Source organism: Pseudomonas sp. BIGb0164 (assembly GCF_024810135.1).
Taxonomy (GTDB): Bacteria; Pseudomonadota; Gammaproteobacteria; order Pseudomonadales; family Pseudomonadaceae; genus Aquipseudomonas.
On sequence record NZ_JANUEA010000006.1, the window covers coordinates 428,125 to 442,366 of the forward strand.

Consider the following 14,242-nt stretch of genomic DNA (forward strand, 5'->3'; position numbering starts at 1 on the left):
CCGGCGTAACGCTGTCAAGGCGCCTTAGCGAGAAGCTCGTTGAACTTGCGGCGTGCCTCTTCCTTACTCCGGTAGTACACATCGCTGACGCCCGGCACCATAAACTCGGCAGGCAGACCATCCATGTCCACGGGATACACTTTGTTGTCTCTTGCGGAGTACATGAAGTTTTTCAACTGAGGATCGTTATGGAAAATGTCCTTCGCTTCCATTTCTGCGAATGCATCGTCGAGTAACGACCGCGCGGATGCCGGCAAACTGCCCTTTTCAATCTGACTGAGGTCGATGCCGTCGATCCTGCCCATCTTTATGTACTTACGCCCCTCATCGATCATCACCACGGCAAAGCCTTCGCCGTAGTATTTGTTCAGGTTGACCACCTCCATATCGGTGTGGCCCTCGGCAGTGGTCAGTCGCGTCGGTCCCAGGTCTTTGTAAACACTCTTGCCATCCAGGCTCGCGTAGATAATGCCCTCTCCACCCCGCCCAATCTCCGGCCCAAGGTCCGACTTGACCGACGGCAGGCCACCGCCCTGAGCGCCGAGACGTTGCCACTGGTCACCCTGGACATGCTCGACCAGCAGAGGGGTTTGCCGGTTGTTGTGATAGATCCGCGCTTGCACGGCCCCGTCTGCCGTACGGGTCACCTGGCGGACTTCGTACACGGCGCTCAGGCCGGTGCTGTCGGTATGCCGGATATGCGACAGGTGCCCATCAGCAGCGACGTACACGCCCCGGCTGTCAGGTGTAAGCCCGGTAATGCTCGATGCCGGCACCTTGTAGTTGCCAAATTGGGTATTGCTCAATGCTCGGGAGGGCTCGATATTCGCGGGGCTGATCGCACCGTCCACAGCCCGGGTTCTTGGCGTGAACCCATCAAGGGGTGGGCCGTAGGGGCGCATCTTGTCAGGGTCGAAACCGTACCATTTGCCCTTGAGGAGCACTGCACCGTTTTCAGTGCTTTGGCCCGCTATTTTGAGGCTGCCGGTCGCTGCTTCACCGTAGTGTTTGCTGGCAGCCTTAAGCAGGTCATAACTGCCACTGGCCCCCCTGAGCTTGTTGACGGTTTCCACGCCTTTCTGCGCACCTTTGGCAAGCAAACGGGCGCCTCCCGTGGCCAAATCCACCAAACCACTGAAGGGGTTGAACGCCTCGACAGCGGTAGCCCCCAGCAAGCGCGCGGCTTTGGTCACCGCACCTAGACTGGAAACACCTTTGGCCAGCAATCTGCTCGCCTGTGCAGCCTTCCCGGCCCCCAGCGTCACGAGGCCTATGACATCCAGCCCGAGGTCAAACAGGCCTGCCGCGTAGTTGCCGTTACTGAAATTGACGATGGCCGATCGCAAGGGAATGAGGTTGAGAAAGAACTCACCTATCGCATCATTCCGGGCACGCCCCTGGTCGTAGGACGTGAAGCCCCTGGCGTGGTTGAGCAGGTCTTCATTGTGCAAGTCGAGAGACTTGGCGAAAACCTTCGCAATGTATTTACTGCGTTCGGACCCCAAGCTGTCAGGCACGGTTGCCGGCGCGTTTTTTTCGCGGGCCTGGGCCGCCTCCTCCTTGAAGGGATCAAACAGCACTGTCTTACTAACGGTATTTGCCGTGCGATCTTCCAGCTTCCCGGTTGTATAGGGCGGTGTGTAGCGTGACCTTAAGTAGTCGCGGTTTTTTATGCTGAACGTGCGGGTGTCGATCTCATAAATATGCGTCTCGCCGCCCCGGGTTACCTTGACATCGAGGGTATGCCCCCGGGTTTTCAAAGCCAGGGGGGTGGTGAGGTCCATGGCCATGGTGTAGTCATTCGTGTGAAAAAACTCCAGCCGGCCATATTCGAAGTTCATTCTATCTTCAGGCGCCAGCGTGGAAATCAGGTAGCGAACCAAACCCTCATGCCCGTTTTCAAGGGCTTTGAGGCTTTGCTCATAGGCGCTGGCGAATGCACCCGATACATCCAGCTTGCCGCTTTCGGACAATGCACAGAACCGCTGGATGGGGATGCGTTTATCCTGGGAAATCCAATGTTCCTTATCACCCAGCGTGTCTCCCTCCATGACGATATCCATCATCGAACGCATGCCAGGAAACACACCGGGCCGCCCTGGATTGAGCCAGGCTTTCTGCAAGGTCTTTGCTTCAAAGACGTGGGTTTCCACCTCAGGAAAGGCCGCTTTGAGCTGGGCAAGCGCCAACGCCTTGCGGTCGGGTATTTCAGTCTGCAGCAAGGTCGCTGCAGACGTCAGGACACTTAACTGGTTGTTGTAGGCGAGCCGGATGCGTTCCATTTCACTTGCGACAGATGAAGTGTCGCGCCCATCAACAACACCGTTGGCCGCTGCCCATAGGGTCAGGGCGTTGCGCTGGGCCACTTGAACGCCCGGTAGGCCGGGGCCGATCTCTTCGGCTGCGACCAGGACTTCGCTGTAGGTCATGTTCAGGACTCGGCCGGGGGAGTCCGCCTCAAGCTTGGCCGTGGCTATCGCAAATTGGGTCCAGAGCAGGCTGCCATATGTCACGCTGGAAGGAGCGCCCTTGACCAGCAACTCAGGGGCCTGGCGAGCCAGCAGCAGGCGTGCGGCCAGATCTGCCGTCTGCCGGGAGGCTCTGCCCTTTATCCTCAAGTGCTCGGCCAAAGCCTGGATCACTACCGACGCAGGTTTGCCCCAGTGTGAACGCTGCGCCAGGTCAAACCCGGCAACACTGTTGGGGGCAGGACGCCCACGTGACTCAGGATCAAGCCCGACATGAATAGCTGCCAAAAGGTAGTCATTGATGCTGGTGTCCGTGGCAATACCACCCAATTTGTCCTGCAGGGCTTTCCCCAGCGCCTGGGCCTTGGGTGAGCCGAGCAGTTTCTCAATCGCCAGGCTCGGCCTCTTCAAGTCAGACTCGGACACAGCACTGCCACTGAGCAAGTGCCCCAGCACCCCTTTGGCACCCTCGGCCAATGGCACCCCCGGCAGGCCGGACGAATCACTTTGCAGCCAGGCAGCCAACGAATCCTGGTCCTGATTCGACAACGGTACAGGCCAGGCGAGTGCGCCACTGAAATTGCCCAGGGGATGTACCTGAGCGTTCTTGGCAACCACGTTATTGAGTTCGATCAGCGCGCCAATGGATTTCGGTACGCTCAGGCCACTGGCCGCCAGAAAGGCGTCCAGACTGGAAGACGTCAGAGGATGCTGCTGAAAATAGGTGGAGTCCTCACACACATGGATCGTGGTGTTTTTCAAGCGTGCTGCCAAGTCCGCCTGAAAACCGCTGCCCTGCTGATGCGGCGCTGCCAGCGCTTGATCAGGATAAGCCTCGCTCAAGGCTTGTGTGACATCCTTGAGTTTTTTTGCCAGGGCTAGCCAGTTGCAACTGTCGCCGAAAGCCCTTTTCAACGCCGCCGGGTTGTCGAGCGTCGGGGCCTGCACCTGACGGTTTGGCGACTGTAGCGGGAGGTTCGTCGAGGGTGGCGGTGTTTGATCACCTGCGCTTGTTACGGAATATGATGGAGTACGTAGGGTATTGATGGCGTGCATAGTAGTGACCTGTCCATAGCGGGAATACTTCCTGCCACCCACGCCTTTCGGCCTGGTTGGCGTTCACTGGGTGTTAATCCCCAGGGAAGCAGTTCCCGCTTGACTGTCAGTGCTTATGTCAATGCCACTGTATTTGGGTCAATAACCCCGTGCGAAATCCACAGTCCCACGCAGTGTTTTTTTGGCTTGATACGCCCGCAGGTTTTGCACAAACAACTCCACCATCAACTCCGGCGACGTTGGCGCCGAGCTGTGCCCCGTCAGCAACAGCCCCCAGGCGGTCCAGAACGGATGCCGTTGTGGCAGCGGTTCCTGGCGGCACACATCGATCACCGCGCCGGCCAGGTGCCCTTCCTTCAAGGCCTCGACCAGGTCGGCATCCACCACCGACACACCGCGCCCGACGTTGATAAACAACCCGGTCGGCTTGAATTGCTTGAACAACGCCGCGTCGTACAGGTCGTGGGTGTTAGGGGTGTTGGGCAGCAGGTTGATCACGTAATCCACCTCGCCCACCAGGCGGCCCAACTGGTCCAGCCCGGCCACTTCGATGAACGGCGCCTGCTCCCGGGCGGCACTGGCAATGCCGTACAGCTTCACGCCGAACGGCACCAAGAACTCGGCAACACCCTGGCCGATATCGCCGGTGCCCACGATCAACGCCTTGCGCCCCGCCAGGCTCTGGCCCATGCGATTGTCCCACTTGCGCTCGACCTGGCTGACCAGCCGCGCCAGCACTTCACGCTCGTGGCCGAGCATATAGGTGAGCACGAATTCAGCCATGACCTGGCCGTAGATGCCCACCGCACGGGTGAGGCGATAGTCGCGGGGCAAGCCATCGGCCAACAGCGGCGTGATACCGGCCCAGGTCGATTGCAGCCATTGCGGATGATGACCTTGGCGCAACAGCGTCGCCAGCAGGTCTGGCTGGCCCAGCCATACCGGGCAATCGGCAGCCAGGCGCGACAGCTCGGCCGAGTCGCCGCTGGTGAGCACCTCAAGGTCCGGAGCCGCTGCGCTCAGCAACTGGGCGTAGAGCGGGTGATCCTGTTCAGCAATCAGAACACGCATGGTTAAAACCTTTCAAAAACAATGCAGGCGACCGCCGAGGCCGTTCGCTGCCTCCCTGCGGCCAGCGCCTGATAATACGAGTCCATGGATGAATGTGCCCTGAACAGGGCACTGACCGATCACATCGGGTCGTTGCGGCGCAGCAGCTCTTCGGGCAAGTGTTCGATGTACTCGTCCTCGGCCGGTGGCATTTGCAGGTGGTAACCCTGCTTGTCGAGGTTTTCCAGGACTTGCACGATGTCTTCCTGTTGCAGCTTGCGCTCAGGCGTCAGCACCAGGTCGAAGGCGTGCGCCGGCTTGCCGAAAATCGTCAGCAGGCCTTCGGGTACCCGTTCAAGGGCATCGCTCTTGAGCACATACAGGTACATGCCGGTGCGTTTGGAGCTGCGGTAGATGGAGCAAATACGTTTCAAGGCTGTTCTCCGGCAGTGGCCAGGCTGTCGAGCAGCGCCTGGCCCATCAACTCGCGGCGCCAGCCACGCAGCGAGTCTGGCAATTGGTAAGGCCCATCGGGATAGCCACTTTTGACCAGGGCTTCGAGGGTTTTCTTGCGCAGCATCAGTTCCGGCGCCATGTCCAGGCGCTCAGCTTCGGCCTGGCCCAGGGCACGCAGTTGCTTGATCAGCGCCGCGGCATCCACCGGCAGCGGTTCGGCAACGGCGGGCGGCCACTGGTCCATCGGCACGCTGCCGGCACGTTTGATCAGATCCAGCAGGAACTGGCCGTCCTGACGCACGGTGCGCGGGTGCATGTCTTCGATCTTGCCCAGCGCGGCGAGGTTGTCCGGCTGGGATTTGGCCAGGGGCCATAGCGAGTGTTCGCGAATGATGCGGTTACGCGGCAGGTCACGCACGCGGGCCTGCTGTTCGCGCCAGGCGCACAGCTCGCGCAATACGGCGAGTTGCGCGCGGGACAGTTTCCACGCCAGCTTGGCGTCGCGGTACACCTCGTAAGGGTCCACTTCGCGGCGCAGGTTGGCCACCAGTTCGGCGCCGTCTTCCAGGACCCACGTGTACTTGTCGTCCGACAGTTGCGGGCGCAAGCGGGTGTAGACCTCCGCCAGGTGCACCGCATCTTCGGCGGCATAGCTCACCTGGGTCTCGGACAGTGGCCGCTGCAGCCAGTCCGAACGGGTCTCGCCCTTGGGCAATTCGATATCGAGCACGGCTTGCACCAGGCGCGAATAGCCCATGGAGAAACCGAGGTTCAGATAAGCCGCCGCCAGTTGGGTATCGAACAACGGCACCGGCAGGCTGCCGGTCAGGCGCAGCAATACTTCCAGGTCTTCGCTGCAGGCGTGTACCACCTTGATCACCGCCGGGTTCTCCAGCAAGGCGGCCAAGGGTTGCCAGTTGTCGATGGTCAGGGGATCGATCAGGTAAGCGCGTGCGCCATCACCGATCTGGATCAGCCCGGCAATAGGATAAAAGGTGTCGACCCGCATGAATTCGGTGTCGAGGGCGACGAATGGCAACTGCTGCCATTCGGCGCAGTGCTGGCCGAGGCTATCGTTGTCGCAGATCCAGTGAATATCGATGGCCACACGGCTCTCCCTTGAAGAATGGCGCGCAGTATATATCGCGAAAGGCCGTAGCGAGCATTCGCTGTGCACGCACAATCGTGAAAACTCCTACAAGAGATGAAAGAGTAGTCCGACCGCTAGGAGTTATCCTCTCTTACGCAGAACGTAGACACGCCACAGCTTGGAGCCCGGCAGGAACTCTTGGTGGTTCAGGACGCTGAAGCCGGCGTGGCGAAACTCCTCCTCTACCGGTGTGCCGGCATTGACCGACACGATCACCGTATCGCGGCTGACCCGATAGAACTCACTGAGCAGCGCCAGGCGCGCTTCGCGCGTGGGCACATGGCGGAACAATTCCAGGCAGAAGATGCAATCCACCGCATTGGCCGACAGGCCGATGGAAAACGCCGAACCCTGGAAGGTCTTGACCCGCTTGAGCAACGACGCCGGGTGATGGGTGCACGCGTGGTCGAGCATGGCCTGGGAATTGTCCGAGGCCAGGATCACGCGGTTGATGTGCTCGGCCAACACCGGCCAGAACCGCCCCGAACCGCAGGCCAGGTCGAGGATCAGGCCCGGTTCGCCGGCCACTTTGAGCGCATGGCGCACCAGCCGCTCATCGCGCCACACCGCCAGGCGCTGCAACAGCCCCGGCGGGCGCGTGTCGCCGCAGACCCTGGCGTGCTCACGGTCGCAGCGCTCGGCGAATTCAATCTCGATGGAGGATGGTGGTTGTGGCGACATCACGGGCTCAAGTGAGTGGAACGGTAGTGAACGACCTTGATACGCAGCTTAACCACTGCAACGTGAAAAAAAGGTCGAAACCCGTACCGCCACCAAACCCGTCACGCCTGATGCAAGTACCACCGCCAATCCTGCTCGCCCACTTCGCCCATGAATTGACGGTATTCGGCGCGTTTTACCGCCAGGTAGACGTTGAGGAATTCGCCGCCGAACGCATCCCGCGCCCAGCTGGAACCTTCCAGCGCGCGCAAGATGAGTTAGCCGACTAATTGCTTAGATTGGGCGTAGTAGCAAAACAGCTAAATACGATTACGCGAAAGGCGCCACTCAAAATGATTATCCACGACACGCAATGTAGGAAATGTACGACTGAATAGCAAAAAACAAATTACGGAACCGAAGGACAGTTCCTATATCACCCGAGAAACTAGCGCATGACAATAGATCAAAGACAGAAGCTCGGCATAATTCAAAGGAGTGCAACATGCCCAGAAAAGGTACGACACACCACTTTAGATTAACGACTAGAGAAAAAGAACTACTCAAAAAAGCACTCTCTGACATTCCGTATACCCCGGAACACTCAGAACACCAAATAGAAAAACTAAGAAGAACAGCGCACACCCTATTCCCTGACAGACTAATAACCAAACTCGAATCACTCAAAAGAAACAATACTTCGTACTGCATCTTCGAAAATCTTCCAATCGACGATGTTATGGGCAGCCCCACCGATACAACTCAAGAATACAAAATAAAAAGCGGCAACCTGACAGAAAATATATTGCTCGCATTCGGATCTTTCATTGCCGAACCCTACTCCACTTCATTCGAGGGTACGAAAATCGTTAACGACCTGACGCCGCGCTGCACGTCAGCAATGGACTACACCGGCTTAGGCTCAGAGGTTGAACTCGACTTTCATATTGAGAATGCAGCTCAAATTTACGATGTGAGAGGCGATACGTCCCCGCTAGCACTGCTTCTACTCGGCGTGCGAAAAGACCCGAAAAAAGCAGGACCTAAAACATTGATTTCAGACGCGAGGGATGCGTTAGAAAAAATGTCGCCTGAAGAGATTAACGTGTTGTACTCAAATAGCTTCGCTATTAAAAAACCCTTTCGTTGGAGGGACAAGTCGAAACCTGATCAAACGCCCCCCTCCGCCATATTGAGCGGCCCTATCAACCTCCCAAGAGTAGCAGTCGCATTTTATGCAGATATGGTCTCTCCGTTAAACAAGAGCGCAGAACTTGCATACAACGCCTTCCAAAAACAGATAAAGCTCGCCGCCAAGAGTGTTGATATCACCCCCGGCTGCCTCGTCTTCATCAACAATCGATTCACACTCCACGCACGAGAAAAATTCAAAGCAACTTATGATAAAAACGGCATGCCATATCGATGGATACAGAGAGTTTTCATAACAAACAACTTATGGGCTTTCAGGCATCTTAAAGAGCATAAAAATAGGATTTTCGATCCCTCTCAAACATATGACTCACCTGCAACCAAGGAGCAAGAATGAGTATCAAAATTGCAAAATACAAAACAGTAATAACCAACATTGGCACGTTACTGTCGGGAAATATCGAAGAGCCGATTATACTGGCGGACACTATCGTGAGCATTAATGGGATTATCGTAGAGATTGGTGCTGCCTGCGACATTGATTTATCCGGTGCAGATCTTTTTATCGATGCGCACGGCACTACTCTAATGCCCGGACTTATTGATAACCACACACACCCCACGTTAGGTGAGTACAGCCCTCGCTCAGGAAACCACAACTGGATTTGGCATTGTTTACAGGGAGGCGTTACTACAATGATATCGGCAGGAGAAGTTCACACTCCCGGCCTCCCGTCTGATCGCATCGGCATCAAAGCAATGGCCATTGCTACTCAGAGGGTATTCAGCAACTACCGACCCTCAGGCGTAAAAATGATCGCGGGTTCGCCTTTATTGAACAACGAGTTTGAAGAAGACGACTTTCGAGAGCTAGCGAGCCAAGGGATTACTCAGCTTGGGGAGGTTGGAATAGGCCCGGTGAAAAGTGCTTCCAAAGCAGCAGAACTGGTTCGATATGCAAAAAAACACTCCATCATTTCAATGACTCACACAGGAGGCCCCTCTATCGCGACTTCCAAGAGGATGGGAGCCGAAGAAATACTGGAAATCGCCCCTGACATCATCGGCCATATTAATGGAGGTTACACAGCACTCCCCATAAATGAAATCCGCTGCTTATGTGAGGGCTGCCTTGGAGCCTTGGAAATTGTTCACAATGGAAATGAGTTGGCGGCAGTTATGGTTTTAAACTACGCAAAAGAACTAAACCAAACCAACCGCATTGTAATTGGAACAGACTCACCTGCGGGATGTGGTGTACCTGCACTCGGAATGATGCGCACAATTGCACTCCTGAGCAGTCTCGGCAACACACCACCCGAACAGGTCATCTGTTTTGCTACCGGCAATACAGCAAAGATAAGAAAACTGAATCGCGGCATGATCGAAATCAATAGAGAAGCCGATTTCATACTTACCAGCGCACCACTAGGCGGCGCAGGTAAGGATGTACTTTCCAGCCTAAAAATAGGTGACTTACCTAGCATCACATCAATCATCATTGATGGAAAACTGATCCTACAACAATCAAAGAACTCCCCACCAGCAGAAGTGATGCCAACGATAGCTCTTATGCCTTCCAGAGAATCCCTATGAGACTTACACTCCGACACACTCTTGAACTAATCACTCACCATGGTCCAACTGTGCTCGCAATCGGTGTAACCATAGGAATAATTTTCCCTACTCTTGCTGAACACGCAACATCTTTGATCACCGAAACGGTATTTATATTTGTATTGGGCACGCTCCTAAGAACCGATATGACGGAGGTTATGACTGCTGTAAAAAAGCCAAAAATCAGTCTATTTTTCCCTGTATTCATGATAGTCGCCTGTCCTTATATCGCAGGCACCCTTAGCCTTTTGTTAGGTGTGAGCCCCAGTCTATCTCTCGCTATTGCGCTTGCCATAGCAGCACCGCCAGCTAGCGGTAATGCAGCCGTGGCAAGAATGCTTGGATTATCGCCCTCACTCTCGCTTGTCACAACGATCGCGTCAATGTTGTTAGCACCCTTTACAGCACCACTTATATTAAAAATATTCGACCCCACCTCAAGCATCACTCTAGACCCTTACGGACTCGCTCTAAGATTAATCACGCTATTGGCAAGCTGTATTGCGATAACTGTTGTTCTTAGACGCATCGCAAAAGAAAAAATCATAAAAAATAGAATTGCGATAGACGGCATCGTCATCTGTGCCTTACTCATATTTGCCTGCGGCACAATGAGCGACATGCAAGCCTTAATCATCAACGAGCCTCAAGTCGTGCTATCAACTATATTCTTAGCGTACGCCATAAATACCACATTACAAATAGCAGGCTTCATAGCATTTCCGGGAAACCTAAATGATCGACTGACCATGGCCCTCACCTGCGGCAATAGAAATATTGGATTGCTATGGGCGGTGCTGGGCACAAGCATTACTCCGTCTATAGCACTATTTTTTGCTTGCTCCCAACTCCCTATTTATACGATGCCAAAAATCATTCACTTTGTATTTTCAAGAATTAAAAGGCTCACTCCATAACAATAACCCTTTATTCATATTGCCCAATTGATAGGTGGCGTCATCCCACCACCCATACATCTTTATCGTTTTTTGGTAGCTATGCCTGGTGCAAGTACCACCGCCAATCCTGCTCACCCACTTCGCCCATGAATTGACGGTATTCGGCGCGTTTTACCGCCAGGTAGACGTTGAGGAATTCGCTGCCGAACGCATCCCGCGCCCAGCTGGAACCTTCCAGCGCGCGCAAGGTGGTGAGCCAGTCGGTCGGCAGCAGTTCCTTGGCCTGGGCATAGCCATTGCCTTCCACCGGCGCGCCGGGGTCCAGTTGCTCACGGATCCCCCGGTGGATACCGGCCAGGATCGCGGCGGCCGCCAGGTAAGGGTTGGCGTCGGCGCCGCAGATGCGGTGTTCGATATGCCGCGAATTCGCCGGCCCTCCCGGCACGCGCAGGCTGACGGTGCGGTTATCGACGCCCCAGGTGGCGGCCAGCGGCGCATAGCTGTTGGTCTGGAAACGGCGGTAGGAGTTGGCGTTGGGGCAGAACATCAGCAACGAGTCGAGCAAGGTGCTGAGCATGCCGCCTACCGCCTGGCGCAACAGCGGCGTGCCATCGGTGGCTTCGCTGGCAAACAGGTTATTGCCCTGGGCATCCGCCAGGCTGACGTGCATGTGCATGCCCGTGCCAGCCAGGTCGTCGAAGGGCTTGGCCATGAAACAGGCGGTCATCCCGTGCTTGTGGGCCACGCCCTTGACCAGGCGTTTGTAACGCACCGCCTCGTCCATCGCCTGCAGCGCGTCGGCGCGGTGTTCCAGGGTGATTTCCACCTGGCCCGGGGCGTATTCGGAGATCGCCGTGCGCGCCGGGATACCTTGCAGTTTGCAGGCGCTGTAGAGGTCGGCGAGAAACGGCTCGATCTGCTCCAGCTCGCGCAGGCCGTAGACCTGGGTCGAGCGCGGCCGGCCGCCGTCCCCATCCCGCGCCGGTTGCGGGCGACCATTGCTGTCGGGCTTCTGGTCGAGCAGGTAGAACTCCAGCTCCGCCGCCATCACCGGGTAATAGCCATCAGCCTTGAGGCCGTCGATCACCTTGGCCAGCAAATGCCGAGGGTCGGCCACCGTCGCGGGCAGGCCTTCGGTGGGGTGCATGCTGACCTGCACCGCTGCCGTCGGGATCAGGCGCCACGGCATGCGCTGCAAACTGCCGCTGACCGGGTAGGCACGGCAATCGATATCACCCACCTCCCACACCAGCCCCGAGTTTTCTACGTCATCACCGTTGATGGTCAGGCCAAGGATGGTGCTGGGCAGCGGACGGCCACTGTCGTACACCGCCAACAGCTCGTCGCGGTGCAGCAACTTGCCGCGCGGCACACCGTTGTTGTCGAGGATAAACAGCTCGAACATCTCGATGTCCGGGTTGTGTTCAAGGAAGGATTGGGCTTCGTGCAGGCTGGCAAAAACACTCATGGCAATTCTCATACGTTTGCGTCAGGCAGGCGCGCAGGCGCCGCCGGGCAGATGCGCACAGGTGCGCGTCATCCATGGGGCAGATCAACGTAGGAGAAAAGTATCTGGTGGGCGCGCGTGTCGGCAGTGGAACAACGCCCAAAAGGCCAACTCGGACGGCAGTGCCTCGACAACCGTCGGACAGCTCGGCACATGGGCGCCAGGCGATGTCTCGGGGTGAGTGTCGGGGGAACCGTCCATACAAGGGTCACAGTGAGGTAGATGCCCGGCAGCGTCACATGCCTGCAAAGGGGGTTCAAGTCAGGGTTGATGGAGTTTGGTTGCACGTTGGCTAAACATTCGCCGCGCCTTGCCACCCTCCCCGGCACCTGCAAATAATGACCGCCCCTGATCATGCCCCCAAGGATTCGACTGCATGAAAGCGCCTCTGACCCTGTGTGTACTGGCCTGCCTGGCCACGCCTGCCCTGGCCGACAACGCCCCGTCGCGTCTCGACGAGGTGCTGCAGCGTGGCACGCTCAACGTGTGCACCACCGGCGACTACAAGCCCTACACCTCCTTGCGCGCCGACGGCACGTATGAAGGCATCGACATTGCCATGGCCGAAAACCTGGCCAAGAGCCTCAACGCCAAGATCCGCTGGGTGCCCACCACCTGGAAAACCCTGATGCCGGACTTCCTCGCCCAACGCTGCGACATCGCCGTGGGCGGTATCTCGGTGTCGCTGGAGCGCCAGAAAAAAGCCTTCTTCAGCCAAACCCTCGGCGTGGATGGCAAGATCCCGCTGGTGCGCTGCGCCGATGTGCAGCACTACCAGACTGTCGAGCAAATCAATAAACCCGAAGTGCGGGTGATCGAGCCCGCTGGCGGCACCAACGAAGTGTTCGCCCGTGCCCACCTGGGCCAGGCGCAAATCCGCCTGCACGACAACGTGACGATCTTCGACGAACTGCTGGCGGGCAAGGCCGACGTGATGATCACCGACGCCAGTGAGGCGCGCTACCAACAGAAGCAGAAACCCGGGCTGTGCGCGGTCAACCCTGACCACCCGATGCAATACAGCGAAAAAGCCTTTTTGCTGCCCCGCGATGATGTGGCCTGGAAGAGCTACGTCGACCAGTGGTTGCACCTGAGCGTGGCCACTGGCGTGTACGACGGCATCGTCAACCAATGGCTGGCGGCGCCCTGAGCCACGGCGGTCTACGCTGTTGTCACATCAATAACAACGAGGGACGGGTCATGAAGGGACTGCTCCGACTCACCTGGCTGCTGCTGTTGTGTGCCAGCCAGGTGCACGCCACCACTCAGGAAGAGGACGCCCACACCGCCAAGGCGCTACTGGAAAAAGCCCTGGCGTATTACCAGAGCAACGGCGACAAGGCCTTCGCCGCGTTCAGCCGCCAGGGGGAATTTGTCGACCATGACCGCTACGTGTTCGTGGTCGACACAAAAGGCGTCTTGCTGGCCAGCGGCGGGCCCTCCTCGGCGCTGATCGGCCGTGATGTGTCCGAGGTGCTGGGGCCGGATTTGCGGCAGTCGTTCAAGGACGCCTTGAACGTGCCCGAGGGCCAGGGCATCCAGCAGGCGGACTACCGCTGGCAGAACTGGAATGACGGCAAGGTTGAACACAAGCATGTGTTTTATCAGCGTGTGGGGGAGCGGATTCTGGCGGTGGGGTATTACCTGCCACGGGCGACGCCGGAACAGGCGCGGGCCTTGCGCAACAAGGCGGCGAATGCGCTGCTCAAGGACCAAGCCGGGACGCTGAAGGCGATCAACTCATTGCAGGGTGGGTTTCTGCAGGATGATTTGTATGTGTTTGTGGTGGACCTTAAGACCGAACGCTATGTGGCGCATGGGACCAATTTGCGGCTGGTGAATACCGACTTTGCCAAGATCAAGGATCCGGATGGGAAGCCGGTGGGGGAGCCTATCTTGAGGCTGATGGGGGAGCAGGATCAGGGGGAGTACAAGTATCGCTGGAAGAACCCGGTGACGGATCGGGTTGAGAATAAGCATGCTTATTTGCGTAGGGTGGGGGATTTGATGGTGGCTGTGGGGTATTACAGTCCCTGAGGTTTTGGGTGGTGGGCGTATCCATTATTTGGGTGATGGCTGATATGGGTTCCGCCCTTACGGCGGGTCACTTTTGGAAAGAGCCCAAAAGTAACCAAAAGGCTCTTGCCCCAACACTCGGCACCTCGCCTAGGCTCGGTGTGCCCGTAATCCGACAGTGATTTGGGGGGCCGCCGCCACGCGCCATCCA

The 14,242-nt window shown here is 57.1% G+C and carries 11 protein-coding genes and 1 pseudogene; 5 read left to right on the forward strand and 7 right to left on the reverse strand.

Annotation, left to right across the window (positions count from 1 at the left end; translation table 11 throughout):
- Positions 1 to 14 precede the first annotated feature (14 nt).
- The 6 genes and pseudogenes from M2394_RS18680 to M2394_RS18705 form a co-directional block, all read right to left on the reverse strand.
- On the reverse strand, positions 15 to 3,524 hold the full coding sequence (locus tag M2394_RS18680; protein WP_259173479.1) for a hypothetical protein: 3,510 nt from the start codon (positions 3,522 to 3,524) through the stop codon (positions 15 to 17).
- 138 nt (positions 3,525 to 3,662) lie between these two features.
- On the reverse strand, positions 3,663 to 4,595 hold the full coding sequence (locus M2394_RS18685; RefSeq protein ID WP_259173480.1) for a D-2-hydroxyacid dehydrogenase: 933 nt from the start codon (positions 4,593 to 4,595) through the stop codon (positions 3,663 to 3,665).
- A 119-nt stretch (positions 4,596 to 4,714) separates the two neighbouring features.
- Positions 4,715 to 5,008 (reverse strand): YcgL domain-containing protein, encoded by a 294-nt coding sequence (locus tag M2394_RS18690; RefSeq protein ID WP_016971378.1) that lies wholly within the window; start codon positions 5,006 to 5,008, stop codon positions 4,715 to 4,717.
- Positions 5,005 to 6,138 (reverse strand): ribonuclease D, encoded by a 1,134-nt coding sequence (gene rnd / locus M2394_RS18695; protein ID WP_259173485.1) that lies wholly within the window; start codon positions 6,136 to 6,138, stop codon positions 5,005 to 5,007. The genes M2394_RS18690 and rnd overlap by 4 nt, the downstream gene beginning before the upstream one ends.
- 123 nt (positions 6,139 to 6,261) lie before the next feature.
- A complete protein-coding gene (locus M2394_RS18700) occupies positions 6,262 to 6,861 on the reverse strand; it encodes a class I SAM-dependent methyltransferase (protein WP_178921583.1) in 600 nt (199 codons plus the stop codon).
- Positions 6,862 to 6,962: 101 nt separating this feature from the next.
- Positions 6,963 to 7,112 (reverse strand): annotated as a pseudogene (locus tag M2394_RS18705) (glutamine synthetase); the annotation flags it as partial.
- A gap of 233 nt (positions 7,113 to 7,345) precedes the next feature.
- Between M2394_RS18705 and M2394_RS18710 the strand changes: the two are divergent.
- The 3 genes from M2394_RS18710 to M2394_RS18720 all read left to right on the forward strand — a co-directional run bounded on the left by M2394_RS18710 (position 7,346) and on the right by M2394_RS18720 (position 10,526).
- Positions 7,346 to 8,389 carry a TauD/TfdA family dioxygenase gene (locus M2394_RS18710; RefSeq protein ID WP_259173486.1) on the forward strand — a complete coding sequence of 348 codons (1,044 nt, stop codon included), beginning with the start codon at positions 7,346 to 7,348 and terminating at the stop codon, positions 8,387 to 8,389.
- Positions 8,386 to 9,588 (forward strand): amidohydrolase family protein, encoded by a 1,203-nt coding sequence (locus M2394_RS18715; protein WP_259173487.1) that lies wholly within the window; start codon positions 8,386 to 8,388, stop codon positions 9,586 to 9,588. Before M2394_RS18710 ends, M2394_RS18715 begins: the two co-directional genes overlap by 4 nt.
- Positions 9,589 to 9,767: 179 nt before the next feature.
- The gene (locus tag M2394_RS18720) at positions 9,768 to 10,526 is read left to right on the forward strand and encodes a hypothetical protein (RefSeq protein WP_259173488.1); all 759 of its coding nucleotides are present in this window, start codon (positions 9,768 to 9,770) and stop codon (positions 10,524 to 10,526) included.
- Positions 10,527 to 10,605: 79 nt separating this feature from the next.
- Here the strand turns inward: M2394_RS18720 and M2394_RS18725 are convergent, their stop codons facing one another.
- The gene (locus M2394_RS18725; RefSeq protein ID WP_178921585.1) at positions 10,606 to 11,976 is read right to left on the reverse strand and encodes a glutamine synthetase family protein; all 1,371 of its coding nucleotides are present in this window, start codon (positions 11,974 to 11,976) and stop codon (positions 10,606 to 10,608) included.
- 415 nt (positions 11,977 to 12,391) lie between these two features.
- Between M2394_RS18725 and M2394_RS18730 the strand changes: the two genes are divergently transcribed.
- A complete protein-coding gene (locus M2394_RS18730) occupies positions 12,392 to 13,165 on the forward strand; it encodes a transporter substrate-binding domain-containing protein (RefSeq protein WP_259173489.1) in 774 nt (257 codons plus the stop codon).
- A 50-nt stretch (positions 13,166 to 13,215) separates the two neighbouring features.
- Positions 13,216 to 14,052, forward strand: coding sequence for a cache domain-containing protein (locus M2394_RS18735; RefSeq protein ID WP_259173490.1), 837 nt, complete (start codon positions 13,216 to 13,218; stop codon positions 14,050 to 14,052).
- Positions 14,053 to 14,242: the final 190 nt, after the last annotated feature.

Bases quoted from the DNA above. Each gene is read 5' to 3' on its own strand.
- M2394_RS18680 (WP_259173479.1), bottom strand. From the start codon at position 3,524: ATGCACGCCATCAATACCCTACGTACTCCATCATATTCCGTAACAAGC.
- M2394_RS18685 (WP_259173480.1), bottom strand. From the start codon at position 4,595: ATGCGTGTTCTGATTGCTGAACAGGATCACCCGCTCTACGCCCAGTTG.
- M2394_RS18700 (WP_178921583.1), bottom strand. From the start codon at position 6,861: ATGTCGCCACAACCACCATCCTCCATCGAGATTGAATTCGCCGAGCGC.
- M2394_RS18710 (WP_259173486.1), top strand. From the start codon at position 7,346: ATGCCCAGAAAAGGTACGACACACCACTTTAGATTAACGACTAGAGAA.
- M2394_RS18715 (WP_259173487.1), top strand. From the start codon at position 8,386: ATGAGTATCAAAATTGCAAAATACAAAACAGTAATAACCAACATTGGC.
- M2394_RS18720 (WP_259173488.1), top strand. From the start codon at position 9,768: ATGACTGCTGTAAAAAAGCCAAAAATCAGTCTATTTTTCCCTGTATTC.
- M2394_RS18725 (WP_178921585.1), bottom strand. From the start codon at position 11,976: ATGAGTGTTTTTGCCAGCCTGCACGAAGCCCAATCCTTCCTTGAACAC.
- M2394_RS18730 (WP_259173489.1), top strand. From the start codon at position 12,392: ATGAAAGCGCCTCTGACCCTGTGTGTACTGGCCTGCCTGGCCACGCCT.
- M2394_RS18735 (WP_259173490.1), top strand. From the start codon at position 13,216: ATGAAGGGACTGCTCCGACTCACCTGGCTGCTGCTGTTGTGTGCCAGC.